The organism is Yersinia ruckeri ATCC 29473 (assembly GCF_000754815.1).
GTDB lineage: Bacteria > Pseudomonadota > Gammaproteobacteria > Enterobacterales > Enterobacteriaceae > Yersinia > Yersinia ruckeri.
In genome coordinates this window covers 351677-374809 of record NZ_KN150747.1, presented here as the reverse complement: position 1 = coordinate 374809, position 23133 = coordinate 351677, and the positions used below count along the sequence as shown (strand labels likewise).

Below are 23133 nucleotides of genomic sequence, written 5' to 3'. Positions count from 1 at the left end.
TATCGGGCTATTCTTTCCCTTTATTTTGCTGACTTTTGTCAGCTTTTTTGGCTATGAAAAACACATATAACCTCCGCAGCATCGCTGCCAAAGCAATTAGCCAGGTACTGGATAAAGGGCAATCCCTCAGTACAGTTTTACCTGGTCTCCAAAAGAGTATTTCCGATAAAGACCGTGCGTTGCTGCAGGAGTTGTGTTTTGGCACTTTACGCGTTCTCCCACAACTTGAGTGGTGCATCCAGCAATTAATGGCGCGTCCAATGACGGGTAAACAGCGAGTTTTCCATTACCTGATCATGGTCGGTCTCTATCAATTGCTTTATACCCGAATTCCACCTCACGCAGCATTGGCGGAAACCGTGGAAGGCACAGTTGCATTGAAACGGCCACAGCTCAAAGGGCTAGTCAATGGCGTATTACGCCAATTCCAACGACAGCAGGTTGACCTGCTGGAACGTGCTGCTAATAACGAGAGCCGCTATTTGCACCCAAGCTGGTTACTGGCACGAATTAAAAAGGCCTATCCAGATAAATGGCAACAGATTATTGATGCCAATAACCAAAAACCCCCCATGTGGCTACGCGTTAGCCGTCTTCATCATTCACGTGCAGATTATCTTGAGTTGATGAAACAGGCCGGAATTGAGGCTGAACCACACACGGAATATAGTGATGCAGTTCGTCTGATAACACCTTGTGCGGTGAACGATCTTCCCGGATTTACCCAAGGTTGGGTAACGGTTCAGGATGCCTCGGCGCAAGGTTGTGTTGATCTGCTGGATCCGCAGAATGGAGAACAGATCCTCGACTTATGCGCAGCACCTGGTGGGAAAACTACACATATTTTGGAGGCTGCGCCTAAATCTCATGTGCTAGCCGTAGATATTGATGAACAACGCTTAAGTCGAGTCAAAGAAAACCTGCAGCGTCTTCAGCTACACGCCACTGTAACAGTGGGTGATGGCCGCGCTCCGGATAAATGGTGTGGCAATCAGTTGTTCGACCGAATTCTTCTTGATGCACCTTGCTCGGCAACCGGTGTTATTCGCCGTCACCCTGATATCAAATGGCTACGTCGCGATAGCGATATTGCGGAACTTGCGCAGCTACAATCAGAAATTCTTGAAGCTATCTGGCCTAAACTGAAAAAAGATGGCGTGATGGTTTATGCAACCTGCTCTATTTTGCCAGAAGAAAACCAGCAACAGATTGCTAATTTCCTGCAACGTCACCCAGAGGCTCGTTTAGTCGAAACCGGCACGCCAGCCCAACCCGGTAAGCAAAATCTGCCTCATCCGGAAGATGGCGATGGTTTCTTTTACGCTAAGCTTATTAAAGGTTAATTAAGCAGCAGCGTAGTGGTTATTGATGGATATTTTGGACTGACTTCAGGGTAAACAGAGAACGCGATGAAAATAATAATTCTCGGTGCGGGACAGGTTGGCGGAACGCTGGCAGAAAATTTAGTCGGTGAAAACAACGATATTACCGTTGTTGATACCAATACAACTCGCCTTCGCCAACTGCAAGACAAGTTTGATCTGCGTGTTGTACAAGGCCACGGCTCACATCCTCGGGTACTAAGAGAAGCGGGAGCTGAAGATGCGGATATGCTGGTCGCAGTGACCAACTCTGACGAGACCAACATGATCGCCTGCCAGATCGCTTATTCGCTATTTAATACGCCAAATCGAATTGCCCGAATTCGTTCACCGGAATATATCCGTGAATCCGAAAAATTGTTCTTGCCTGAAGCCGTACCAATCGATCATTTGATATCCCCAGAGCAACTGGTTATTGATTATATCTATAAATTGATCGAATACCCTGGCGCCTTGCAGGTCGTTAATTTTGCCGAAGGTAAAGTCAGTATTGCCGCGGTTAAAGCTTATTATGGCGGCCCGCTAGTTGGGAATGCATTGTCGTCACTGCGTGAACATATGCCACATATTGATACGAGAGTAGCGGCTATATTCCGACAAGATCGTCCTATCCGGCCACAGGGATCTACTATTATTGAAGCTGGTGATGAAGTGTTTTTTGTCGCCGCCTCGCAACATATTCGCGCAGTAATGAGCGAGTTACAGCGGCTGGAAAAACCTTATAAACGCATTATGATTGTAGGCGGCGGTAATGTTGGCGCCGGTTTAGCATTAAGATTAGAAAAAGATTACAGTGTAAAATTAATTGAACGTGACCAGCAGCGAGCCGCTGAATTAGCCGAAATGCTGCATGATACTATCGTATTCTATGGTGACGCTTCAGATCAGGAATTATTAGCTGAAGAACACATCGAACAAGTAGACGTATTTATTGCCATCACCAATGATGATGAAGCTAATATTATGTCGGCCATGCTAGCAAAACGCATGGGAGCCAAAAAAGCCATGGTACTAATTCAACGCAGTGCTTACGTCGATCTGGTTCAAGGTAGCGTTATTGACATTGCCATCTCGCCTCAACAGGCAACAATTTCTGCTTTATTAGGCCATGTTCGTAAAGCAGATATCGTCAGCGTATCGTCCTTGAGGCGAGGTGTGGCTGAAGCCATTGAAGCTGTGGCTCACGGGGATGAAAGTACATCAAAAGTTGTTGGCCGTATGGTAGAAGATATTAAGCTGCCGCCAGGCACAACGATCGGTGCGATTGTGCGTGGTGATGAAGTCATTATTGCCAATAGAAATTCCGTTATTCAACAAAGCGATCACGTGATTATGTTTATTACTGACAAGAAGTTCGTACCTGATGTGGAGAGATTGTTCCAGCCAAGTCCATTCTTCCTATAATTGGCTAATCTTACGATCATCAATGAAGAACAAAAAAATTAAAACCATTCTTATGGGAAATAAATAAAAACTTCCTATAATTATTGGGATAGAAGATCTTTTTGCTAGTTATATATTTTTAAGGGGTATTGTTATGAGCTTTATGAAAGAATTTCGTGAGTTTGCCATGCGTGGCAATGTGGTTGATTTGGCTGTCGGTGTTATCATCGGTGCAGCTTTTGGGAAAATAGTTTCTTCACTGGTGGCTGATATCATTATGCCACCACTAGGGTTATTATTGGGTGGCGTAGACTTCAAACAATTCCATGTTGTACTACGTGAAGCTGAAGGCACCATTCCCGCAATAGTCATGAATTATGGATCATTTATTCAAAGTATTTTTGATTTTGTTATTGTGGCATTAGCCATTTTCTCTGCAATTAAATTAATGAATAAAATGCGTCGTGAAAAAGCAGAAGAACCTGCGGTGCCACCGGCACCAACAACAGAAGAAAAATTGCTAGCTGAAATCCGTGACTTATTAAAAGAACAACAAACTAAATAATCACTATTTTGCTATGCAAAAAGCCATCGGATGCAGTTCAATAAGATGGCTTTTTTATTATCTAAAACCAGAAGGCCAGTGGTAATAAATCTGCTGATCTTTTACCACTGGCCTCCCAGTTACAGCCTTTAACGTGTTTATCTTTCCGCTGGTAACTGCCTTTCCCTTTATTATTCTTCTCTATACGAACTCTGAATAACGGATCACGTAACAATGCTTCAATGGCATTATTTTTAATTTTGCCTTTGGTATGACGATAAGTAGTCATGGTATATCCTCATTGCAATCAGTATTGTTTGAAAAACAGCCGAATGATACTGCTGTCCTCCGAACAATGAAAGAGCCTGATGAAAAAATCATCCTCTTGTAGAGTCTTCAGTAGCACCTTGCTCTAGCGCTTCTAATATCGAACAATAAGTGCTGGTATGGTGGCTACCGCAGCAAGCATCGCTTAATCTTTTCAAAGACTCGCGCATTTTTTGCAACTCTTTGAGTTTACCGTCTACCTCACTTAACCGTGAGTCAACGATAGACTTTGACTCCTGACAAGTATGATGTTCTGGATCCACCCGGATCGATAACAATTCGGCGATCGTCTCAAGAGTAAAACCTAATTGCTTTGCATAACGAATAAAGCGTAAGCGCTGTAAATCTTGATCGGTATATAGTCGATAACCACCCTCGGTACGTACACCGTGTTCCATCATCCCTTGTTTTTCGTAATATCTCACAGTATCTGGCGTAACATCAGCAAGCTTGGCTAACTGTCCAATCTTCAACATTTTTATTCTCCAGATCATTTTTAAGCGACTAAATGATGATAATAACCCAGTGAAATTCGTACTTAGCCCAGTTTACGTGAGCCAAAAATAAAGTAACACGAGATACTTGCCTAAATTTTTTGCTGCTCAAAATCCTGCATCAACAAATTTAATTCGTATCAGCAAGTTAGCTATAGTCCGCGTATTACTAAAGCTACAATAATACTAGGGGGAAAAATAAGTTATATCCTTCAATAACTGGCTCTTAGATCAGAGTAAATATGAGAATTATTCTCCAACTCTAAGGAATCAGTATAGTCAGGCCAATCATTAAACTCATTTTTTAATGTATGACTATAAGTCGTTCCGCTCGCTCATCAACTAACAACACGTTAGACGTCACTCCATCTCATTATGTATCAACAGCTTAATCCATCAGAGAGTCGATAATCAGCGAGATAAATTACCAAAAATGGGTTGGAATTTTACTGTTTGATAGGCGTAAAAAAACCGGGCAAGCCCGGTTTTTTTACGCGTTTACAGATTACTCTGTAACTACTTCTGCTTCAGACGCAGCACGATCAACCAGCTCGATGTAAGCCATCGGGGCGTTGTCGCCTGCACGGAAGCCACACTTAAGAATACGAGTGTAACCACCGGCGCGGCTCGCAAAACGCGGGCCTAGCTCGTTAAACAGTTTTGCCACGATCTCGTTATCACGAGTACGGGCGAATGCCAGACGACGATTAGCAACGCTGTCGGTCTTGGCAAGAGTAATCAGCGGCTCAACAACGCGACGCAGCTCTTTCGCTTTCGGCAGGGTCGTCTTGATGATCTCATGACGAACCAAAGAGCCGGCCATGTTACGGAACATAGCCTGGCGATGGCTGCTGTTACGGTTCAGTTGACGACCACTCTTACGATGGCGCATGACCTTATCCTTCTCAGTAAAACCTTAACCTGTGATCCGGTTACTCGTCAGCAATACTTGCCGGCGGCCAGTTTTCCAGGCGCATGCCTAGTGACAGACCACGTGAAGCAAGTACGTCTTTAATCTCAGTAAGAGATTTTTTACCCAGGTTCGGCGTTTTCAGCAACTCAACCTCGGTACGCTGTACCAGATCACCGATGTAGTGGATAGCTTCTGCCTTAAGGCAGTTAGCAGAGCGGACAGTCAATTCCAGATCGTCAACAGGGCGCAGCAAGATCGGATCGAACTCTGGCTTCTCTTCTTTAACTTCCGGCTGACGTACATCACGTAGGTCAACGAAAGCTTCAAGTTGTTCAGCCAAGATAGTTGCCGCACGGCGGATCGCCTCTTCAGGATCGATCGTGCCATTGGTTTCCATCTCGATGACTAGCTTGTCCAGGTCGGTACGCTGTTCTACACGCGCTGCTTCAACATTGTAGGCAATACGCTCTACAGGGCTATAGCATGCATCTACTAACAGACGACCAATCGGGCGCTCATCTTCTTCCGAATGAATTCGGGCAGACGCCGGCACATAACCACGACCGCGCTGAACTTTGATACGCATACTAATAGATGCGTTTTCATCGGTCAGGTGGCAGATCACATGTTGCGGCTTGACGATTTCGACATCACCATCATGGGTGATATCGGCTGCAGTCACAGGGCCAATGCCAGATTTATTCAGGGTAAGAATAACTTCATCTTTTCCTTGAACTCTCACCGCCAGCCCTTTCAGGTTGAGCAGGATCTCCAGGATATCTTCCTGTACGCCTTCTTTGGTGCTGTACTCATGTAGTACACCATCAATCTCAACCTCGGTCACCGCGCAACCCGGCATAGATGAAAGCAGAATACGGCGCAGTGCGTTGCCGAGAGTATGGCCAAAGCCACGCTCTAACGGCTCAAGGGTCACCTTGGCGTGCGTCGAACTGACTTGCTCGATATCTACCAGGCGCGGTTTTAGAAACTCTGTCACAGAACCCTGCATTGTGTCCTCTCTTTGGTACTAAGCTTTACTTGGAGTAAAGCTCGACGATCAGGTGTTCGTTAATGTCCGCGGACAGATCAGTACGTTCAGGAATACGTTTGAACACACCTTCCATCTTGACAGCATCAACTTCCAGCCAAGTCGGCTTTTCACGCTGCTCAGCCAGCTCCAAAGCTGCCTTCACACGAGACTGCTTTTTAGCTTTCTCACGGATGCTGACTACGTCATTCGGAGATACCTGATAAGAAGCGATGTTAACAACGCGACCATTTACCATGATAGCTTTATGACTAACCAGCTGACGTGATTCAGCACGAGTTGCGCCAAAGCCCATACGGTAAACTACGTTGTCCAGACGACCTTCCAGCAATTGCAACAGGTTTGCACCTGTGTTGCCTTTCAGACGAGCGGCTTCTTTATAGTAGTTACGGAATTGACGCTCCAGAACACCATAGATACGGCGAACTTTTTGTTTTTCACGTAACTGCACACCGTAGTCAGACAGACGCGGTTTACGCGCACCGTGCTGGCCAGGTGGTTGTTCAATCTTACACTTGGTGTCAATCGCGCGAACGCCAGACTTAAGGAACAGGTCTGTGCCCTCACGACGGCTCAGCTTGAGCTTAGGACCCAAATATCTTGCCATTTTCTCTCTCCAACAAACCTAAAAGCAACGTTATACGCGGCGCTTTTTCGGCGGACGACAACCGTTATGAGGAATCGGAGTCACATCAGTAATATTAGTGATGCGGAAACCAGCCGCGTTTAACGCGCGAATAGTTGACTCACGACCAGGACCAGGTCCTTTAACCATAACTTCCAGGTTCTTAATACCGTATTCTTTCACTGCTTCTGCGCAGCGCTCTGCTGCAACTTGCGCTGCAAACGGAGTAGATTTACGAGAACCACGGAAACCGGAACCACCGGCTGTTGCCCAACCCAAAGCGTTACCCTGACGATCAGTAATGGTAACGATGGTGTTGTTGAAAGAAGCATGGATATGAGCCACACCGTCAGAGACTGTCTTTCTTACACGCTTGCGTGCACGAATAGGTGCCTTTGCCATTATTCAATCACCCCGATTATTTCTTGATCGGTTTACGCGGACCCTTACGGGTACGTGCGTTGGTCTTAGTACGCTGACCGCGAACTGGTAGACCACGACGATGACGCAAACCACGATAAGTCCCAAGGTCCATCAGACGCTTGATGCTCAGGGTCACCTCACGACGCAGATCACCTTCTACAACGTACTTGGCAACTTCGTCACGCAGCTTCTCGATTTGCTCTTCAGACAGCTCACTGATCTTAACATTTTCAGCAATACCCGCAGCAACACAGATAGCCTGTGAACGGGTCTTACCGATACCGTAGATCGCTGTTAAGGCGATAACAGTATGTTTCTGATCAGGAATGTTAATGCCTGCTATACGGGCCACTATGCACTCCTACTATTTTATACGGCAATACCATTCTGAAAAGCCCGTTTTCAGGATACTCAAATAGCATTGCTGTCACATACAAAAGATTGGCTGGCTAATCTAGCCAGCTCAACCCAACTTTGCAAGAAAAATATGCAAGATAATCAGCCTTGACGCTGTTTATGCTTTGGTTCGGCACTGCAGATTACGCGAACGACACCGTTACGCTTAACAATTTTGCAGTTACGACATAATTTCTTGACGGAAGCACGAACTTTCATTTTTACTCTCCGTAACTTCTCAAACATCTCTGATTAGCGATTATAGCCTTTCAGATTTGCTTTCTTCAATGCAGACTCGTACTGACTAGACATCATTAGAGTTTGCACTTGAGCCATAAAGTCCATGATGACCACAACTACGATTAGTAGTGAGGTACCACCAAAGTAAAATGGTACTTTCATCGCGTCACGCATGAACTCCGGGATCAGGCAGATGAAAGTAATATACATCGCACCAATTAAGGTTAGACGTGTCATTACTTTATCGATGTACTTCGCCGTTTGCTCTCCCGGACGAATTCCTGGCACGAATGCACCGGACTTCTTCAGGTTATCTGCTGTTTCACGCGGGTTAAACACCAACGCCGTGTAGAAGAAACAGAAGAAGATGATTGCAGACGCATAGAGTAACACATAAAGCGGCTGTCCTGGCTGCAAATACATCGAAATAGTCGTCAGCCAGTTCCAACCTGTCCCGCCCCCAAACCATGATGCAATCGTGGCAGGGAACAGAATTATGCTGGAAGCGAAGATCGCAGGGATAACCCCAGCCATATTCACTTTCAACGGTAAGTGTGTGCTCTGTGCTGCATAAACACGACGTCCTTGTTGACGTTTCGCATAGTTAACGACAATACGACGTTGACCACGTTCGATGAAAACAACGAAGAAGGTTACTGCAAACACTAATACTGCAACCAACAGCAACAGGAGGAAGTGCAGGTCGCCTTGCCGAGCTTGCTCGATGGTATGACCAACTGCCGGCGGGAGCCCCGCGACAATACCAGCAAAGATTATGATTGAGATACCGTTACCGATACCGCGTTCAGTAATCTGTTCACCCAGCCACATCAAGAACATTGTCCCAGTGACTAAGCTAACAACAGCGGTAAAATAGAAGGCAAAGCCTGGATTTAATACCAGACCTTGCATCCCAGGCATATTCGGTAGACCGGTAGCAATACCGATCGACTGAAATATAGCCAATACCAGCGTGCCATAACGGGTGTACTGACTAATCTTACGACGGCCAGCCTCCCCTTCTTTCTTTATTTCAGCTAACGCTGGATGAACCACCGTTAACAGCTGGATAATAATTGACGCCGAAATATACGGCATAATACCCAGGGCAAAGATCGAAGCACGACTGAGAGCACCACCAGAGAACATATTAAACATTTCAATGATGGTGCCTCTCTGCTGCTCGAGCAATTTGGCAAGCACAGTGGCATCGATACCAGGAATCGGAATAAAAGAGCCGATACGGAAAACAATAAGCGCACCGATAACAAACAAAAGTCTGCGCTTCAGTTCGCCTAATCCGCCTTTAGCACTTTGAAAATCTAATCCTGGTTGCTTAGCCATCTGCTACTTATTCCTCAATTTTACCGCCAGCAGCTTCGATAGCAGCACGAGCGCCTTTGGTGACACGCAGACCACGCAGAGTTACCGGACGAGTGACTTCGCCAGAAAGCATAACTTTCGCGAATTCAATCTGGGTACCAACAACGTTAGCGGCTTTCAGCGTGTTCAGGTCGATTACGTCGCCTTCCACTAAAGCCAGTTCAGACAGACGAACTTCTGCCGTGATCATCGCTTTGCGAGAGGTGAAGCCGAATTTCGGCAGACGACGATATAACGGCATCTGACCACCTTCAAACCCACGACGTACGCCACCGCCAGAACGAGAGTTCTGACCTTTGTGACCACGACCGGCAGTTTTACCCAGGCCAGAACCGATACCACGACCTACACGCTTAGGCGCATGCTTGGCACCATCAGCCGGAGACAGAGTATTTAAACGCATCTGTTACTCCTCAACTTTAACCATGTAGGAAACCAAGTTGACCATACCACGCACAGCAGGAGTATCCTCACGCTCTACAGTATGACCAATACGACGCAGACCTAAACCGAGTAGAGTTGCCTTGTGCTTTGGCAAACGACCGATGCTGCTTTTTGTTTGAGTTACTTTAATAGTCTTTGCCATGGTTATTTCCCTAGAATTTCTTCGACGGACTTACCACGCTTGGCAGCGACCATTTCTGGGGATTTCATATCTTCCAGAGCTAAAATAGTTGCACGAACCACGTTGATCGGGTTAGTGGAACCATAAGCTTTGGCCAATACGTTATGAACCCCTGCAACTTCCAGAACGGCGCGCATTGCACCACCGGCGATGATACCGGTACCTTCGGAAGCTGGTTGCATGAATACGCGAGAACCCGTGTGAGCACCTTTAACAGGATGCTGCAGAGTACCGCTATCCAGAGCAACATTAATCATAGCGCGACGGGCTTTTTCCATCGCTTTTTGGATCGCTGCTGGAACTTCGCGTGCTTTGCCGTAGCCAAAACCAACGCGACCGTTACCATCACCAACTACTGTCAGTGCGGTAAAGCTGAAAATACGGCCACCTTTTACGGTTTTAGATACGCGGTTTACCGCGATCAGCTTTTCCTGCAGTTCGCCAGCTTGTTTTTCGATGTGTGACATCTTACACCTCTACCTTAGAACTGAAGGCCAGCTTCACGGGCAGCATCTGCCAGTGCCTGGACTCGACCATGATATTGGAAACCGGAACGGTCAAAGGATACTTTCGTGATCCCTTTTTCCAATGCGCGCTCAGCAATAGTTTTGCCTACAGCTGCTGCGGCATCTTTGTTGCCGGAGTACTTCAATTGCTCATTGATAGCTTTTTCTACAGTAGAAGCTGCTACCAAAATTTCAGAACCGTTTGGTGCGATAACCTGCGCGTAAATATGGCGTGGGGTACGATGTACCACCAGGCGAGTCGCACCCAGTTCTTTGAGCTTGCGGCGTGCGCGGGTCGCACGACGGATACGAGCTGCTTTCTTATCCATAGTGTTACCTTACTTCTTCTTAGCCTCTTTGGTACGCACGACTTCGTCGGCGTAACGGACACCCTTGCCTTTATAAGGCTCAGGACGACGGTAGGCACGTAAATCTGCCGCAACCTGACCAATCACCTGCTTATCAGCGCCTTTCAGCACGATTTCAGTTTGGGTCGGGCACTCTGCAGTGATGCCAGCCGGCAATTCATGGTCAACTGGATGAGAGAAGCCTAAGGCTAAATTCACCACATTGCCTTTAACTGCGGCACGGTAACCTACGCCTACCAGTTGAAGCTTTTTAGTGAAGCCGTCGGTAACACCAATAACCATTGAATTCAGCAATGCACGAGTGGTACCCGCTTGGGCCCAACCGTCTACAGCGCCTTCGCATGGAGCGAAAGTCAGTGTATTTTCTACTTGCTTAACTTCAACGGAGCTATGGATGGTACGAGTCAGCTCGCCGTTTTTACCCTTTATCGAAATAACCTGACCGTTGAGTTTTACCTCTACGCCGGCAGGAATGACGACGGGTGCTTTTGCAACACGAGACATTCTTTCCTCCCGAATTAAGCTACGTAGCAGATAATCTCGCCACCAAGACCAGCTTGGCGAGCTGCACGATCGGTCATAACACCTTTAGAGGTAGAAATAACAGCGATACCCAAACCGGCCATAACTTTTGGCAGCTCATCTTTTTTCTTATAGATGCGCAGACCTGGACGGCTGATACGTTGAATGCTTTCTACCACTGGCTTGCCCTGGAAGTACTTAAGTACTAAAACCAGTTCAGGCTTAGTGTCGCCTTCGATTTTAAAATCTTCAATAAAACCTTCTTCCTTCAGCACGTTGGCAATTGCCACTTTCAGCTTGGAGGAAGGCATGGTGACCGCAACTTTGTTCGCGGCTTGACCGTTACGGATACGGGTCAGCATATCCGCGATCGGATCTTGCATGCTCATCTGTCTTTACTCCCGTGATTCAATTGGTGAAATTACCAGCTAGCCTTTCTAAGGCCCGGGATTTCACCGCGCATTGCGGTTTCACGGACTTTAATGCGGCTCAACCCGAACTTCCGCAGGAAACCATGCGGACGACCAGTTTGGTTGCAGCGATTACGCTGACGGGACGGGCTGGAATCACGCGGCAGAGACTGCAGCTTCAGAACAGCATCCCAACGATCTTCGTCGGAAGAGTTCACACCAGAGATAATAGCTTTCAATTCCTCGCGTTTAGCGCGGTATTTTTCAGCTAGTTTCACGCGAACGACTTCGCGTGCTTTCATTGATTGCTTAGCCATCAGTAACCCTACCTTACTTGCGGAATGGGAAGTTAAAAGCAGCCAACAATGCACGGCCTTCATCATCGGATTTCGCAGTAGTGGTAATGGTAATATCCAAACCACGCACGCGATCGACTTTATCATAGTCGACTTCCGGGAAGATGATCTGCTCGCGCACGCCCATGCTGTAGTTACCACGGCCATCGAATGACTTAGCGGACAAGCCACGGAAGTCACGGATACGTGGAACAGCAATGGAGATCAGTCGCTCTAAAAATTCCCACATGCGTTCGCCACGCAGGGTTACTTTACAGCCGATCGGATAGCCCTGACGGATTTTGAAGCCTGCAACAGATTTGCGGGCTTTGGTGATCAACGGTTTTTGACCGGAGATTGCTGTCAAGTCAGCTGCTGCATTATCCAGCAGTTTCTTGTCAGCGATCGCTTCACCAACACCCATGTTCAGGGTGATCTTCTCGACCCGAGGGACTTGCATGACAGAGTTGTAGCCAAACTGAGACATCAGTTGTTTGACCACCTCGTCTTTGTAGTAATCATGCAGTTTCGCCATCGTATTACTCCAAATTACTTGATAGTTTCGCTATTAGATTTGAAGAAGCGTACTTTTTTGCCGTCTTCGAATCTAAAGCCTACACGGTCAGCCTTACCGGTTGTCGCGTTGAACAGCGCAATGTTGGAAACCTGAATAGCAGCTTCTTTTTCAACAATGCCGCCTGGTTGGTTCAGGGCCGGAACCGGCTTCTGATGTTTTTTAACCAGGTTGATACCTTCAACAATGACCTTACCAGCAGACAGGACATTCTTTACTTTACCGCGCTTACCTTTGTCTTTCCCGGTTAGCACGATAACTTCGTCATCACGACGGATTTTCGCTGCCATGGTTCGCTCCTTAGAGTACTTCTGGTGCCAGAGAGATAATTTTCATGAACTTCTCATTACGCAGTTCACGAGTTACCGGCCCAAAAATACGCGTGCCGATTGGCTGCTCGCTGTTATTGTTTAAAATAACGCAAGAATTACCATCGAAGCGAATGACAGAACCGTCCGGGCGACGTACACCCTTCTTGGTGCGCACCACTACCGCCTTCAGCACATCGCCTTTCTTCACCTTGCCACGAGGAATTGCTTCCTTAATGGTGATTTTGATGATGTCGCCGATGCCTGCGTAGCGACGGTGCGAGCCACCTAGAACCTTGATACACATTACGCGACGTGCACCGGAGTTGTCGGCCACGGTCAGCATAGTCTGTTCTTGGATCATGTTAGTGCTCCGCTAATGTCAACTACTACTTTAGGACCCAGAATAGGTCGTTTAAAAGCCCCACTAATGAGGGCGCGGCATTATAACACCGGTTCCAAATTATGGGTAGAAAAAATAAACGGCTCACTTTCTGAGCCGTTTATTCTATGCGAGTTGGCTACTCTATTACAGAATCGCTTTCTCTACAACGCGAACAAGCGTCCAAGACTTAGTCTTTGACAATGGACGGCATTCGCGGATTTCTACCACGTCACCGATACCACATTCATTGTTCTCGTCATGTACATGCAATTTCGTCGTACGACGGATGAATTTCCCATAAATAGGGTGTTTCACCACACGTTCGATAGCAACGACCATGGATTTCTCCATTTTGTCACTAACTACGCGACCTTGCAGAGTACGAGTTTGGTCAGTCATTACGCACCCGCCTTTTCAGTCAGTAAAGTCTTAACACGTGCGATATTACGACGCACTAGTTTCGACAGGTGAGTTTGTTGCAGCTGGCCACTAGCCGCCTGCATGCGCAAATTAAATTGCTCACGCAGCAGGTTGAGCAGCTCAGTGTTCAGCTCTTCAACGCTTTTTTCACGCAGCTCTTGTGCTTTCATTACATCACCGTCTTAGTTACAAAGGTGGTTCCTACAGGCAGTTTCGCTGCTGCGAGCTTAAATGCTTCGCGTGCAGTTTCTTCCGGTACACCAGCCATTTCAAACAACATTTTTCCTGGCTGGATCAGGGCAACCCAATACTCCACGTTACCCTTACCTTTACCCATACGCACTTCGAGCGGCTTCTCAGTGATCGGTTTGTCCGGGAATACACGGATCCAGACCTTACCTTGACGCTTAATTGCACGTGTCATCGCACGACGGGCTGCTTCGATTTGACGAGCCGTCAGGCGGCAACGGCCACAAGCTTTCAGGCCGAACTCACCGAAGCTAACATCCGTACCCTGCGCCAGACCACGGTTACGGCCTTTATGCATCTTACGGAATTTTGTACGCTTTGGTTGTAACATCAGCGATTCTCCTTACTTGCGGCCTTTACGCTGCTGCTTTTTAGGTTGAGCAGCCGGTTCCGGTTGTTCAACAGCAGCCATACCACCCAAGATCTCACCTTTGAAGATCCATACCTTAACGCCGATTACACCATAAGTGGTGTGCGCTTCAGATGTGTTGTAATCGATATCCGCACGCAGAGTATGCAACGGAACACGACCTTCACGGTACCATTCGGTACGCGCGATTTCAGCACCGCCAAGGCGGCCGCTTACTTCAACTTTGATACCTTTAGCGCCAAGACGCATTGCGTTCTGTACAGCACGCTTCATAGCACGACGGAACATAACGCGACGTTCCAGCTGTGAAGTGATGCTGTCAGCAACCAATTTTGCGTCCAGTTCCGGTTTACGGACTTCGGCGATGTTAATCTGCGCAGGAACGCCAGCGATATCCGCTACGACCTTACGCAGTTTTTCGACATCTTCACCTTTCTTGCCGATAACGATGCCAGGACGAGCGGTGTGAATAGTCACACGGATGCTCTTCGCTGGACGCTCGATAACGATGCGAGAAACGGAAGCTTTCACCAGTTCCTTAGTCAGGAATTGGCGAACTTTAAAGTCGCTGTCCAGGTTGTCAGCGAATTCTTTGGTATTCGCATACCAAGTAGAGTTCCAAGGTTTGACAATACCCAGGCGAATACCGTTAGGATGTACTTTCTGACCCATTGCTAGTCTCCAGAGTCTCAGCGATCGGACACAACCACAGTAATGTGGCTGGTGCGCTTCAGGATGCGATCTGCACGACCTTTTGCACGAGGCATAATACGCTTCATACTTGGGCCTTCGTCTACGAAGATCTTCGTGACTTTCAGATCATCGATGTCAGCGCCATCGTTGTGTTCTGCGTTAGCAATGGCAGACTCCAGCACTTTCTTAACCAAACCAGCAGCTTTCTTGTTGGTATAGGCCAGAGTTTCCAGAGCTTGCGACACTTTCTTACCGCGAATCAGGTCCGCTACCAAGCGAACCTTCTGAGCAGAAGAACGAGCGTGGCGATGTTTAGCGATAGTTTCCATCTCTTCCTCCTACCTTAGCGCTTTTTAGCCTTTTTATCGGCCGCATGGCCGCGATAAGTACGGGTCGGCGCGAATTCACCCAATTTGTGACCGACCATTTCATCGGAAACAAAAACAGGAACGTGCTGACGACCATTATGGACAGCGATGGTCAAACCGATCATATTTGGAAAGACCGTTGAACGACGGGACCAAGTCCGAATTGGCTTCTTGTCTCCGCTTTCCACCGCTTTCTCTACCTTCTTCAGCAAGTGCAGGTCAATGAAGGGACCTTTCTTGAGAGAACGTGGCATGGCTTATCCTCTAATTATTTTTTACTACGGCGACGTACGATGAACTTATCAGTACGCTTGTTGCTACGGGTCTTCTTACCTTTGGTTTGAACGCCCCACGGGGTTACCGGGTGCTTACCAAAGTTACGACCTTCACCACCACCGTGTGGGTGATCTACCGGGTTCATCGCAGTACCGCGAACGGTAGGGCGAATACCACGCCAACGACTTGCACCTGCTTTACCCAGCACACGCAGCATGTGTTCAGCATTACCGACTTCACCTAAGGTGGCGCGGCAATCAGCTAGAACCTTGCGCATTTCGCCGGAGCGCAGACGCAGAGTAACGTAGGAACCGTCACGAGCAACGATCTGAACGTATGCACCAGCAGAACGCGCCAACTGGCCGCCTTTACCTGGTTTCATTTCTACGTTGTGAACCGTTGAACCAACTGGGATGTTACGCATAGGCAGGGTATTACCTGCTTTAATTGCAGCATCAACACCAGATTGGATCTGGTCACCAGCTTTCAGGCCTTTAGGCGCCAGGATATAACGGCGTTCGCCGTCTTTGTACAGAACCAGCGCGATATTCGCGGAACGGTTCGGATCGTATTCCAGACGCTCAACCACTGCAGGGATACCATCTTTGTTGCGTTTGAAGTCAACCAGACGATAATGCTGCTTGTGGCCACCACCGATATGACGGGTGGTGATACGGCCATTGTTGTTACGACCACCGCTTTTGCTTAATTTCTCAAGCAACGGGGCATAAGGCTTACCCTTGTGCAGCTCAGGGTTAACCACTTTAACAACGTGGCGACGACCCGGAGATGTAGGTTTACATTTAACAATTGCCATTGTTTACTCCTCCGACTTACTCTGCGCCGCCGATGAAGTCCAGATTCTGGCCTTCTTTCAGGGTGACGTAAGCTTTTTTCCAGTCGCTACGACGACCAACACGCTGACCGTGACGCTTACTCTTGCCTTTAACCAGCAAGGTGTTAACGTCTTCGACTTCGACTTCAAACAGTTTCTGCACTGCAGCTTTAATTTCTGCTTTGGTCGCGTCGAGGGCAACTTTGAGAACGATGGTGTTACTTTTTTCCATCGCAGCGGACGCTTTTTCAGATACATGCGGCGCGCGCAGTACTTTCAGCAGACGTTCTTCACGAATCATGCCAGCATCTCCTCAACTTGCTTCACAGCATCAGCAGTCATAACCACTTTGTCGAAGGCGATCAGGCTAACTGGGTCAATACCTGCTACATCACGGACATCAACCTTGTACAGGTTACGAGCAGCCAAGAACAAGTTCTCGTCCAATTCGCCAGTGATGATCAGTACATCTTCCAGAGCCATATCTTTCAGTTTCTGTGCCAGCAGCTTAGTTTTAGGCGCTTCTACAGAGAACTTTTCGACAATGATCAGACGATCTTGACGTACCAATTCGGACAGGATGCTTTTCAGCGCGCCGCGGTACATCTTTTTGTTTACTTTCTGACTGTGGTCCTGAGGCTTCGCAGCAAAGGTCACACCACCTGAACGCCAAATCGGGCTCTTTACAGAACCTGCGCGTGCACGGCCGGTACCTTTCTGGCGCCACGGTTTTTTACCGGAACCAGTCACTTCAGCGCGGGTCTTCTGAGCGCGAGTACCTTGACGGGCACCTGCTGCATAAGCAACAACAACCTGATGTACCAGCGCTTCGTTGAAATCACGACCGAAGGTAGTTTCGGAAACAGTCAGCGCGCCTTGCGCGTCTTTCAATACTAATTCCATTGCTATCCCCTTACGCCTTCACAGCTGGTTTAACGATCAGGTTGCCACCGGTTGCGCCCGGTACAGCACCCTTAACCAGCAGCAGGTTGCGCTCAGCGTCAACACGTACTACGTCCAGGCTTTGAACGGTTACACGCTCGTCACCCAGGTGGCCAGCCATTTTCTTGCCTTTAAACACTTTGCCCGGAGTCTGGTTCTGACCGATAGAACCCGGAACGCGGTGAGACAAGGAGTTACCATGGGTTGCATCTTGGGTACGGAAGTTCCAGCGCTTAACAGTACCGGCAAAACCTTTACCTTTAGATGTACCTGTAACATCGACTTTCTTAACGTCAGCGAAAATTTCAACGCTAATTTCTTGACCAGCAGTGAATTCTTGACCTTCTGCAAGGCGGAATTCCCACAGACCACGGCCAGCTTCTACGCCAGCTTTAGCGAAGTGACCCGCTTCCGGTTTGGTAACGCGGTTAGCTTTTTTAGCACCGGTAGTTACTTGAACGGCACGGTATCCGTCGTTCTCCAGGCTTTTGACCTGAGTTACGCGGTTCGCTTCAATTTCGATAACAGTTACTGGGATTGAAACGCCATCTTCAGTGAAGATACGAGTCATGCCCACTTTTTTACCGACTAAACCAATCATTGTTTCAACCTCTCAATCGCTCAATGACCTGATTAACCCAGGCTGATCTGCACGTCTACACCGGCAGCCAGATCCAGACGCATCAGAGCATCAACGGTTTTCTCGGTTGGCTCAACGATGTCAACCAGACGCTTGTGAGTGCGAATTTCGTACTGATCGCGCGCATCTTTATTGACGTGCGGAGAAACCAGAACGGTAAAGCGCTCTTTGCGGGTCGGCAGCGGGATCGGACCGGTGACTTGCGCACCAGTGCGCTTGGCAGTCTCGACGATTTCCGCAGTTGATTGATCGATCAAACGATGATCAAACGCTTTCAGGCGGATACGGATTCTTTGGTTCTGCATGAGACCAGAGCTCCAATTATTTATAAACATAAATGATTACTACTCACACCCATTTCGATTGATGGGAGAGTGTAATCGTTCAACATATAACCCCCAAATCGGGAGTATTGTTCAGAAGTATTAAATAACTACTTCCGACAGACTAAATTCAATCTGACCAACCAAGATTAGGTAGGCACGCGCATTATACGTAAATTAGGGAAGTAAGCAAGCTACTGTTGAAAATCTATGCGAGAACTTACAAAGTTTGTCAATCAGGACCCGATAAACATTAACCCGAACAAACTACCTCGGGAATGAAGGTTGACTGATGCAGGTATCGTTCCACATAACAGCTTGGGTATCGACGACGCAATTCTGGTGTTGAGGACGGGTAGAAGAGTTAGCATTGGCACTGCGGATAGCGCGGAACGCGCCTGCAAGGATGTATTAACAGCGTCGTGACGATCTACCGATTTTCACACTTTGTTATAGCCATAAGTGAGTATCCAATTTGATACTCACTTATTCGTGCGGTACGCATGGTGCTATTCTTTCGCGAGTTGTGCCTGAGAATAATTTTGTATGCCCAAGCGTTCAATGAGACTCAGTTCGGTTTCCAACCAGTCTATATGCTCTTCTTCTTCTGTCAGAACCGACTTGAGCAGATCTCGGCTGACATAGTCATGTATTGAATCCGCATACGCGATACCTTCACGTAAATCTTTCGCGCCGCTTAATTCTAATGCCAAATCTGATTTAAGCATTTCTTCAACGTCTTCACCGATATTGATTTTGCCGAGATCCTGGAGGTTAGGAATGCCTTCGAGAAATAGAATACGTTCAATATAGCGATCCGCATGCTTCATTTCATCGATGGACTCGTGATACTCCTTATCATTAAGGCGCATCAGCCCCCAGTTTTTGAACATTCGGGCGTGAAGAAAATACTGATTGATAGCAACCAACTCATTTCCGAGTAGCTTATTGAGATGAGAAATTATTTTTTTATCGCCTTTCATAGGTAACCTCCCCGCTTCCAGTATTAAAAGTGTAGTACCAGATGGCAAAGTGTGGGGAATGTTATCCCTGTTATGTTTTAAGCGACGTCATTCATTTCTGGAATATTCGCGCACTCCTCAATCAAGATTTCTCTCGCTTGTCGAATACATTTTCCGCAGTCAGTACCGATGGGAACCAGTTGGCGTAATTGCTTCAAAGTATGAGGATGGTGCTGACGAACAGCATTGCGGATAACTTTGTCAGACACTCCGTTACACAGGCATACGTACATATAAGGCTCACTTCTTAATCAATGCCATAAGTGTAAATAGGAATGCTTTTTATTTCAATTAAGATTATTTTCTTTTTATATAAAAAAAGGGCGCCTGAGCGCCCTTCTAACTTAATCAGTAAAGAAATTAAGCGATTACTTTAGCAACAACACCAGCGCCTACAGTACGGCCGCCTTCACGGATTGCGAAACGCAGGCCGTCGTCCATCGCGATTGGGTGGATCAAGGTAACTTTCATGTTGATGTTGTCACCTGGCATTACCATCTCAACGCCTTCTGGCAGTTCGATGGTACCGGTCACGTCAGTTGTACGGAAGTAGAACTGTGGACGGTAGCCTTTGAAGAACGGAGTATGACGGCCGCCTTCGTCTTTGCTCAGAATATAAACTTCTGAATCAAAGGTAGTGTGTGGTTTGATAGAACCTGGTTTAGCCAGAACCTGACCACGTTCGATATCTTCACGTTTAATACCACGCAGCAGAACACCAACGTTCTCACCAGCACGGCCTTCGTCCAGCAATTTGCGGAACATTTCAACGCCAGTACAAGTAGATTTAACAGTATCTTTGATACCAACGATCTCTACTTCTTCACCAACTTTAACGATACCGCGCTCTACACGACCAGTAACTACAGTACCACGGCCAGAGATAGAGAATACGTCTTCGATTGGCAGCAGGAATGGCTTATCGATAGCACGTTCTGGTTCTGGGATATAAGAATCCAGGAAGCCAGCCAGTTCGATGATTTTAGCTTCCCACTCAGCTTCGCCTTCCAGTGCTTTCAGCGCTGAACCACGAACTACTGGGATATCGTCGCCTGGGAAATCGTAAGCAGAAAGAAGTTCACGAACTTCCATTTCTACCAGTTCCAGCAGCTCTTCATCGTCAACCATGTCGCATTTGTTCATGAATACGATCATGTAAGGAACGCCAACCTGGCGACCCAACAGGATGTGCTCACGAGTCTGTGGCATAGGGCCATCAGTTGCAGCAACAACCAGGATCGCGCCATCCATCTGCGCAGCACCGGTGATCATGTTTTTAACGTAGTCGGCGTGACCTGGGCAGTCAACGTGCGCGTAATGGCGAGACGGGGTGTCATATTCAACGTGAGAAGTGTTGATGGTGATACCACGAGCTTTTTCTTCCGGAGCGTTATCGATCTGGTCGAATGCACGAGCGTTACCGCCGTAGGTTTTAGCCAGTACGGAAGTGATTGCTGCAGTCAGGGTAGTTTTACCATGGTCAACGTGGCCGATAGTACCGACGTTTACATGGGGTTTGGTACGTTCAAATTTTTCTTTAGACACGACTATATTCCTTACTCTTGTGCTCTCCCACTTATGAGAGAGCACTGGATCATTGTTTTAAACCCGAAAGCTTATTTGCCACGGGCTTCGATAACGGCTTTAGCGACGTTACTAGGTGCTTCAGCATACTCCAGGAATTCCATGGAGTAAGAAGCACGGCCCTGAGTCTGAGAACGCAGGTCAGTAGCATAACCGAACATTTCAGACAACGGAACCTTGACGCGAACGGTTTTACCGGTAGCAGTATCTTCCATACCTTCGATGATACCGCGACGACGGTTAAGGTCGCCCATTACGTCACCCATGTAATCTTCTGGGGTTTCGACTTCAACCTTCATGATTGGCTCAAGCAGAACTGGTTTAGCTCGTTTGAAACCTTCTTTAAAGGCAATAGAACCGGCTAATTTAAACGCCAATTCTGAGGAGTCAACGTCATGGTAAGAACCGTAATGCAGACGAACTTTAACGTCTACAACCGGATAACCTGCCAGTGGACCAGCTTTCAGCTGTTCCTGGATACCTTTATCAACGGCCGGGATGAACTCTTTAGGAATAGAACCACCAACGATTTCGTTGACGAATTCATAGCCTGCGCCACCCGGTGGTAATGGAGACATGTCGATAACAACATGACCATACTGACCACGACCGCCTGACTGTTTAGCGTGCTTACCTTCCACGTCCTTAACGGTATCGCGGATAGTTTCACGGTAAGCAACCTGAGGTTTACCGACGTTTGCTTCCACGTTAAATTCGCGGCGCATACGGTCAACCAAGATATCCAAGTGCAGCTCACCCATACCTGCGATGATAGTCTGACCAGATTCTTCATCAGTCCAAACGCGGAATGATGGATCTTCTTTTGCCAGACGACCCAGAGCCATACCCATTTTTTCTTGGTCGGCTTTGGTTTTTGGTTCAACAGCTACAGAAATAACCGGTTCTGGGAACTCCATACGTTCCAAGATGATCGGATTAGCTGGATCACACAGAGTGTCACCAGTAGTCACGTCTTTCAGACCGATTGCAGCTGCGATGTCGCCTGCACGAACTTCTTTGATCTCTTCACGTTTGTTGGCGTGCATCTGTACGATACGGCCCAGACGCTCACGTTGTGAACGCACTGAGTTCAACACGGTGTCGCCGGAGTTTACAACACCAGAGTACACACGGAAGAAGGTCAGGTTACCCACAAACGGGTCGGTAGCAATTTTGAATGCCAGTGCAGAGAACGGCTCGTTGTCAGCTGAGTGACGAACTGCCGGGGTATCTTTACCGTCATCCAGAATACCGTTGATAGCTTCAACATCAGTTGGAGCTGGCAGGTATTCGATAACTGCATCCAGCATCGCCTGTACGCCTTTGTTTTTAAACGCAGAACCACAGGTAACCAGAATAATTTCGTTGTTCAGAACGCGTTGACGCAGAGCTTTCTTGATTTCTGCCTCGGTCAGCTCTTCGCCGCCCAGGTATTTGTCCATCAGCTCATCTGAAGCTTCAGCAGCAGACTCAACCAGGTTCTGGTGCCATTCAGCAGCCAGTTCAACCATGTCTGCAGGGATCTCTTCATATTCGAAGGTCACGCCCTGATCAGCTTCATTCCAGTTGATCGCTTTCATTTTCACCAGGTCAATAATACCGGTGAATTTCTCTTCCGCGCCGATTGCCAGTTGCAATGGAACTGGATTCGCGCCCAGACGAGATTTAATCTGACCAACAACTTTCAGGAAGTTAGCACCCATGCGGTCCATTTTGTTAACGAACGCAATGCGTGGAACTTTATATTTGTTAGCCTGACGCCATACGGTTTCAGACTGCGGCTGAACACCACCAACAGCACAGTAAACCATTACAGCACCATCAAGAACACGCATGGAACGTTCTACTTCAATGGTGAAGTCAACGTGTCCTGGGGTGTCAATGATGTTGACGCGGTGTGGCTCAAACTGCTTAGCCATACCAGACCAGAAGGCCGTGGTCGCAGCAGAAGTGATGGTAATACCACGTTCCTGCTCCTGTTCCATCCAGTCCATGGTGGCAGCGCCGTCATGAACTTCACCGATTTTATGGTTTACACCGGTGTAGAACAGAATACGTTCGGTAGTGGTGGTTTTACCGGCGTCGATGTGAGCACTGATACCGATATTACGATAGCGCTCAATGGGTGTTGTACGAGCCATTTGATTCCTCTATTCCTAGGGCGTTCAAGTTCAGTTAACCCATGCGGGTTGGCCAATTGAAGCGCCCGCATGGTTAGCA

The 23133-nt window shown here is 47.6% G+C and carries 37 protein-coding genes; 3 read left to right on the top strand and 34 right to left on the bottom strand.

Annotation, left to right across the window (positions count from 1 at the left end; all coding sequences use genetic code 11):
• Positions 1-53: 53 nt before the first annotated feature.
• The 3 genes from rsmB (at position 54) to mscL (ending at position 3330) form a co-directional block, all read left to right on the top strand.
• Positions 54-1343 (top strand): 16S rRNA (cytosine(967)-C(5))-methyltransferase RsmB, encoded by a 1290-nt coding sequence (gene rsmB / locus DJ39_RS01675; RefSeq protein ID WP_004718625.1) that lies wholly within the window; start codon positions 54-56, stop codon positions 1341-1343.
• A gap of 66 nt (positions 1344-1409) precedes the next feature.
• The gene (gene trkA, locus DJ39_RS01670; protein ID WP_004718622.1) at positions 1410-2786 is read left to right on the top strand and encodes a Trk system potassium transporter TrkA; all 1377 of its coding nucleotides are present in this window, start codon (positions 1410-1412) and stop codon (positions 2784-2786) included.
• 133 nt (positions 2787-2919) lie between these two features.
• Entirely contained in the window at positions 2920-3330 is a 411-nt protein-coding gene (gene mscL / locus DJ39_RS01665) for a large-conductance mechanosensitive channel protein MscL (protein ID WP_004718621.1), read from the top strand.
• Between the two features lie 61 nt (positions 3331-3391).
• Here the strand turns inward: mscL and DJ39_RS01660 are convergent, their stop codons facing one another.
• From DJ39_RS01660 to fusA, 34 genes are all read right to left on the bottom strand, one after another.
• A complete protein-coding gene (locus DJ39_RS01660) occupies positions 3392-3598 on the bottom strand; it encodes an alternative ribosome-rescue factor A (RefSeq protein ID WP_004718619.1) in 207 nt (68 codons plus the stop codon).
• An 88-nt stretch (positions 3599-3686) separates the two neighbouring features.
• Complete coding sequence (gene zntR, locus DJ39_RS01655; protein WP_038242790.1) at positions 3687-4112, bottom strand: Zn(2+)-responsive transcriptional regulator; 426 nt, start codon at positions 4110-4112, stop codon at positions 3687-3689.
• A gap of 523 nt (positions 4113-4635) precedes the next feature.
• A complete protein-coding gene (rplQ, locus tag DJ39_RS01650) occupies positions 4636-5022 on the bottom strand; it encodes a 50S ribosomal protein L17 (protein ID WP_004718615.1) in 387 nt (128 codons plus the stop codon).
• A gap of 40 nt (positions 5023-5062) precedes the next feature.
• Complete coding sequence (locus DJ39_RS01645; RefSeq protein WP_002438685.1) at positions 5063-6052, bottom strand: DNA-directed RNA polymerase subunit alpha; 990 nt, start codon at positions 6050-6052, stop codon at positions 5063-5065.
• 25 nt (positions 6053-6077) lie between these two features.
• Entirely contained in the window at positions 6078-6698 is a 621-nt protein-coding gene (gene rpsD / locus DJ39_RS01640; protein ID WP_002218949.1) for a 30S ribosomal protein S4, read from the bottom strand.
• Between the two features lie 30 nt (positions 6699-6728).
• A complete protein-coding gene (rpsK, locus tag DJ39_RS01635; protein ID WP_002218948.1) occupies positions 6729-7118 on the bottom strand; it encodes a 30S ribosomal protein S11 in 390 nt (129 codons plus the stop codon).
• Positions 7119-7134: 16 nt separating this feature from the next.
• A complete protein-coding gene (gene rpsM / locus DJ39_RS01630) occupies positions 7135-7491 on the bottom strand; it encodes a 30S ribosomal protein S13 (RefSeq protein WP_004702348.1) in 357 nt (118 codons plus the stop codon).
• 146 nt (positions 7492-7637) lie between these two features.
• Complete coding sequence (rpmJ, locus tag DJ39_RS01625) at positions 7638-7754, bottom strand: 50S ribosomal protein L36 (protein WP_002227352.1); 117 nt, start codon at positions 7752-7754, stop codon at positions 7638-7640.
• Positions 7755-7787: 33 nt separating this feature from the next.
• Positions 7788-9119 carry a preprotein translocase subunit SecY gene (gene secY, locus DJ39_RS01620; RefSeq protein ID WP_004718611.1) on the bottom strand — a complete coding sequence of 444 codons (1332 nt, stop codon included), beginning with the start codon at positions 9117-9119 and terminating at the stop codon, positions 7788-7790.
• Positions 9120-9126: 7 nt separating this feature from the next.
• A complete protein-coding gene (gene rplO, locus DJ39_RS01615; protein WP_004718608.1) occupies positions 9127-9561 on the bottom strand; it encodes a 50S ribosomal protein L15 in 435 nt (144 codons plus the stop codon).
• A gap of 3 nt (positions 9562-9564) precedes the next feature.
• Positions 9565-9744: a 50S ribosomal protein L30 gene (gene rpmD / locus DJ39_RS01610; RefSeq protein WP_012147215.1), complete on the bottom strand. Its 180-nt coding sequence runs from the start codon at positions 9742-9744 to the stop codon at positions 9565-9567.
• A 2-nt stretch (positions 9745-9746) separates the two neighbouring features.
• Complete coding sequence (gene rpsE, locus DJ39_RS01605) at positions 9747-10250, bottom strand: 30S ribosomal protein S5 (protein ID WP_004718607.1); 504 nt, start codon at positions 10248-10250, stop codon at positions 9747-9749.
• A 14-nt stretch (positions 10251-10264) separates the two neighbouring features.
• The gene (rplR, locus tag DJ39_RS01600; protein WP_004718604.1) at positions 10265-10618 is read right to left on the bottom strand and encodes a 50S ribosomal protein L18; all 354 of its coding nucleotides are present in this window, start codon (positions 10616-10618) and stop codon (positions 10265-10267) included.
• Positions 10619-10627: 9 nt separating this feature from the next.
• A complete protein-coding gene (gene rplF / locus DJ39_RS01595; RefSeq protein ID WP_004718602.1) occupies positions 10628-11161 on the bottom strand; it encodes a 50S ribosomal protein L6 in 534 nt (177 codons plus the stop codon).
• Positions 11162-11175: 14 nt separating this feature from the next.
• Positions 11176-11568: a 30S ribosomal protein S8 gene (gene rpsH / locus DJ39_RS01590; protein ID WP_038242802.1), complete on the bottom strand. Its 393-nt coding sequence runs from the start codon at positions 11566-11568 to the stop codon at positions 11176-11178.
• Positions 11569-11600: 32 nt separating this feature from the next.
• Positions 11601-11906, bottom strand: a complete 306-nt coding sequence (gene rpsN / locus DJ39_RS01585; RefSeq protein ID WP_038242803.1) for a 30S ribosomal protein S14 — start codon at positions 11904-11906, stop codon at positions 11601-11603.
• A gap of 13 nt (positions 11907-11919) precedes the next feature.
• Positions 11920-12459 carry a 50S ribosomal protein L5 gene (gene rplE / locus DJ39_RS01580; RefSeq protein ID WP_004718595.1) on the bottom strand — a complete coding sequence of 180 codons (540 nt, stop codon included), beginning with the start codon at positions 12457-12459 and terminating at the stop codon, positions 11920-11922.
• Between the two features lie 14 nt (positions 12460-12473).
• Entirely contained in the window at positions 12474-12788 is a 315-nt protein-coding gene (gene rplX / locus DJ39_RS01575; protein WP_004709242.1) for a 50S ribosomal protein L24, read from the bottom strand.
• Between the two features lie 10 nt (positions 12789-12798).
• Complete coding sequence (rplN, locus tag DJ39_RS01570) at positions 12799-13170, bottom strand: 50S ribosomal protein L14 (RefSeq protein ID WP_038242804.1); 372 nt, start codon at positions 13168-13170, stop codon at positions 12799-12801.
• Positions 13171-13335: 165 nt separating this feature from the next.
• Positions 13336-13590 (bottom strand): 30S ribosomal protein S17, encoded by a 255-nt coding sequence (rpsQ, locus tag DJ39_RS01565; protein WP_004718590.1) that lies wholly within the window; start codon positions 13588-13590, stop codon positions 13336-13338.
• Positions 13590-13781, bottom strand: coding sequence for a 50S ribosomal protein L29 (rpmC, locus tag DJ39_RS01560; RefSeq protein WP_038242805.1), 192 nt, complete (start codon positions 13779-13781; stop codon positions 13590-13592). The genes rpsQ and rpmC overlap by 1 nt, the downstream gene beginning before the upstream one ends.
• Positions 13781-14191: a 50S ribosomal protein L16 gene (gene rplP / locus DJ39_RS01555; RefSeq protein ID WP_038242806.1), complete on the bottom strand. Its 411-nt coding sequence runs from the start codon at positions 14189-14191 to the stop codon at positions 13781-13783. Before rplP ends, rpmC begins: the two co-directional genes overlap by 1 nt.
• Before the next feature lie 12 nt (positions 14192-14203).
• On the bottom strand, positions 14204-14902 hold the full coding sequence (gene rpsC / locus DJ39_RS01550; RefSeq protein ID WP_004718588.1) for a 30S ribosomal protein S3: 699 nt from the start codon (positions 14900-14902) through the stop codon (positions 14204-14206).
• A gap of 17 nt (positions 14903-14919) precedes the next feature.
• On the bottom strand, positions 14920-15252 hold the full coding sequence (rplV, locus tag DJ39_RS01545) for a 50S ribosomal protein L22 (protein ID WP_004391423.1): 333 nt from the start codon (positions 15250-15252) through the stop codon (positions 14920-14922).
• A gap of 14 nt (positions 15253-15266) precedes the next feature.
• Complete coding sequence (rpsS, locus tag DJ39_RS01540; RefSeq protein WP_002213430.1) at positions 15267-15545, bottom strand: 30S ribosomal protein S19; 279 nt, start codon at positions 15543-15545, stop codon at positions 15267-15269.
• A 14-nt stretch (positions 15546-15559) separates the two neighbouring features.
• Entirely contained in the window at positions 15560-16384 is an 825-nt protein-coding gene (gene rplB / locus DJ39_RS01535; protein ID WP_004709246.1) for a 50S ribosomal protein L2, read from the bottom strand.
• 16 nt (positions 16385-16400) lie between these two features.
• Positions 16401-16703: a 50S ribosomal protein L23 gene (rplW, locus tag DJ39_RS01530; protein ID WP_038242810.1), complete on the bottom strand. Its 303-nt coding sequence runs from the start codon at positions 16701-16703 to the stop codon at positions 16401-16403.
• Positions 16700-17305, bottom strand: coding sequence for a 50S ribosomal protein L4 (gene rplD, locus DJ39_RS01525; RefSeq protein ID WP_004391426.1), 606 nt, complete (start codon positions 17303-17305; stop codon positions 16700-16702). Before rplD ends, rplW begins: the two co-directional genes overlap by 4 nt.
• A 10-nt stretch (positions 17306-17315) precedes the next feature.
• Entirely contained in the window at positions 17316-17945 is a 630-nt protein-coding gene (rplC, locus tag DJ39_RS01520; protein ID WP_004718579.1) for a 50S ribosomal protein L3, read from the bottom strand.
• Positions 17946-17977: 32 nt separating this feature from the next.
• Positions 17978-18289, bottom strand: a complete 312-nt coding sequence (gene rpsJ, locus DJ39_RS01515) for a 30S ribosomal protein S10 (protein WP_004718576.1) — start codon at positions 18287-18289, stop codon at positions 17978-17980.
• Positions 18290-18816: 527 nt separating this feature from the next.
• Positions 18817-19290, bottom strand: coding sequence for a bacterioferritin (gene bfr, locus DJ39_RS01510; RefSeq protein WP_004718575.1), 474 nt, complete (start codon positions 19288-19290; stop codon positions 18817-18819).
• Between the two features lie 77 nt (positions 19291-19367).
• Positions 19368-19562 (bottom strand): bacterioferritin-associated ferredoxin, encoded by a 195-nt coding sequence (gene bfd, locus DJ39_RS17220; RefSeq protein ID WP_071665759.1) that lies wholly within the window; start codon positions 19560-19562, stop codon positions 19368-19370.
• Positions 19563-19689: 127 nt separating this feature from the next.
• The gene (gene tuf / locus DJ39_RS01505) at positions 19690-20874 is read right to left on the bottom strand and encodes an elongation factor Tu (RefSeq protein ID WP_004718571.1); all 1185 of its coding nucleotides are present in this window, start codon (positions 20872-20874) and stop codon (positions 19690-19692) included.
• A 71-nt stretch (positions 20875-20945) separates the two neighbouring features.
• Positions 20946-23054 carry an elongation factor G gene (fusA, locus tag DJ39_RS01500; RefSeq protein ID WP_004718568.1) on the bottom strand — a complete coding sequence of 703 codons (2109 nt, stop codon included), beginning with the start codon at positions 23052-23054 and terminating at the stop codon, positions 20946-20948.
• Positions 23055-23133: the final 79 nt, after the last annotated feature.

Excerpts from the sequence above, each read along its gene's own strand:
- rplQ (WP_004718615.1), bottom strand. The coding sequence starts at position 5,022 with ATGCGCCATCGTAAGAGTGGTCGTCAACTGAACCGTAACAGCAGCCAT.
- rpsH (WP_038242802.1), bottom strand. The coding sequence starts at position 11,568 with ATGAGCATGCAAGATCCGATCGCGGATATGCTGACCCGTATCCGTAAC.
- secY (WP_004718611.1), bottom strand. The coding sequence starts at position 9,119 with ATGGCTAAGCAACCAGGATTAGATTTTCAAAGTGCTAAAGGCGGATTA.
- DJ39_RS01660 (WP_004718619.1), bottom strand. The coding sequence starts at position 3,598 with ATGACTACTTATCGTCATACCAAAGGCAAAATTAAAAATAATGCCATT.
- rplD (WP_004391426.1), bottom strand. The coding sequence starts at position 17,305 with ATGGAATTAGTATTGAAAGACGCGCAAGGCGCGCTGACTGTTTCCGAA.
- rpmC (WP_038242805.1), bottom strand. The coding sequence starts at position 13,781 with ATGAAAGCACAAGAGCTGCGTGAAAAAAGCGTTGAAGAGCTGAACACT.
- trkA (WP_004718622.1), top strand. The coding sequence starts at position 1,410 with ATGAAAATAATAATTCTCGGTGCGGGACAGGTTGGCGGAACGCTGGCA.
- rplW (WP_038242810.1), bottom strand. The coding sequence starts at position 16,703 with ATGATTCGTGAAGAACGTCTGCTGAAAGTACTGCGCGCGCCGCATGTA.
- rpsN (WP_038242803.1), bottom strand. The coding sequence starts at position 11,906 with ATGGCTAAGCAATCAATGAAAGCACGCGAAGTCGTTCGCGTGAAACTA.
- rpsQ (WP_004718590.1), bottom strand. The coding sequence starts at position 13,590 with ATGACTGACCAAACTCGTACTCTGCAAGGTCGCGTAGTTAGTGACAAA.
- rplO (WP_004718608.1), bottom strand. The coding sequence starts at position 9,561 with ATGCGTTTAAATACTCTGTCTCCGGCTGATGGTGCCAAGCATGCGCCT.
- rplX (WP_004709242.1), bottom strand. The coding sequence starts at position 12,788 with ATGGCAGCGAAAATCCGTCGTGATGACGAAGTTATCGTGCTAACCGGG.
- rpmD (WP_012147215.1), bottom strand. The coding sequence starts at position 9,744 with ATGGCAAAGACTATTAAAGTAACTCAAACAAAAAGCAGCATCGGTCGT.
- rsmB (WP_004718625.1), top strand. The coding sequence starts at position 54 with ATGAAAAACACATATAACCTCCGCAGCATCGCTGCCAAAGCAATTAGC.
- rplC (WP_004718579.1), bottom strand. The coding sequence starts at position 17,945 with ATGATTGGTTTAGTCGGTAAAAAAGTGGGCATGACTCGTATCTTCACT.
- bfr (WP_004718575.1), bottom strand. The coding sequence starts at position 19,290 with ATGAAAGGCGATAAAAAAATAATTTCTCATCTCAATAAGCTACTCGGA.
- rpsC (WP_004718588.1), bottom strand. The coding sequence starts at position 14,902 with ATGGGTCAGAAAGTACATCCTAACGGTATTCGCCTGGGTATTGTCAAA.
- zntR (WP_038242790.1), bottom strand. The coding sequence starts at position 4,112 with ATGTTGAAGATTGGACAGTTAGCCAAGCTTGCTGATGTTACGCCAGAT.
- rplE (WP_004718595.1), bottom strand. The coding sequence starts at position 12,459 with ATGGCGAAACTGCATGATTACTACAAAGACGAGGTGGTCAAACAACTG.
- rplV (WP_004391423.1), bottom strand. The coding sequence starts at position 15,252 with ATGGAAACTATCGCTAAACATCGCCACGCTCGTTCTTCTGCTCAGAAG.
- bfd (WP_071665759.1), bottom strand. The coding sequence starts at position 19,562 with ATGTACGTATGCCTGTGTAACGGAGTGTCTGACAAAGTTATCCGCAAT.
- rpsK (WP_002218948.1), bottom strand. The coding sequence starts at position 7,118 with ATGGCAAAGGCACCTATTCGTGCACGCAAGCGTGTAAGAAAGACAGTC.
- rplP (WP_038242806.1), bottom strand. The coding sequence starts at position 14,191 with ATGTTACAACCAAAGCGTACAAAATTCCGTAAGATGCATAAAGGCCGT.
- rpsJ (WP_004718576.1), bottom strand. The coding sequence starts at position 18,289 with ATGCAGAACCAAAGAATCCGTATCCGCCTGAAAGCGTTTGATCATCGT.
- mscL (WP_004718621.1), top strand. The coding sequence starts at position 2,920 with ATGAGCTTTATGAAAGAATTTCGTGAGTTTGCCATGCGTGGCAATGTG.
- DJ39_RS01645 (WP_002438685.1), bottom strand. The coding sequence starts at position 6,052 with ATGCAGGGTTCTGTGACAGAGTTTCTAAAACCGCGCCTGGTAGATATC.
- rpsS (WP_002213430.1), bottom strand. The coding sequence starts at position 15,545 with ATGCCACGTTCTCTCAAGAAAGGTCCCTTCATTGACCTGCACTTGCTG.
- rplB (WP_004709246.1), bottom strand. The coding sequence starts at position 16,384 with ATGGCAATTGTTAAATGTAAACCTACATCTCCGGGTCGTCGCCACGTT.
- rplN (WP_038242804.1), bottom strand. The coding sequence starts at position 13,170 with ATGATCCAAGAACAGACTATGCTGACCGTGGCCGACAACTCCGGTGCA.
- rpsE (WP_004718607.1), bottom strand. The coding sequence starts at position 10,250 with ATGTCACACATCGAAAAACAAGCTGGCGAACTGCAGGAAAAGCTGATC.
- rpsD (WP_002218949.1), bottom strand. The coding sequence starts at position 6,698 with ATGGCAAGATATTTGGGTCCTAAGCTCAAGCTGAGCCGTCGTGAGGGC.
- rpmJ (WP_002227352.1), bottom strand. The coding sequence starts at position 7,754 with ATGAAAGTTCGTGCTTCCGTCAAGAAATTATGTCGTAACTGCAAAATT.
- rplF (WP_004718602.1), bottom strand. The coding sequence starts at position 11,161 with ATGTCTCGTGTTGCAAAAGCACCCGTCGTCATTCCTGCCGGCGTAGAG.
- rplR (WP_004718604.1), bottom strand. The coding sequence starts at position 10,618 with ATGGATAAGAAAGCAGCTCGTATCCGTCGTGCGACCCGCGCACGCCGC.
- fusA (WP_004718568.1), bottom strand. The coding sequence starts at position 23,054 with ATGGCTCGTACAACACCCATTGAGCGCTATCGTAATATCGGTATCAGT.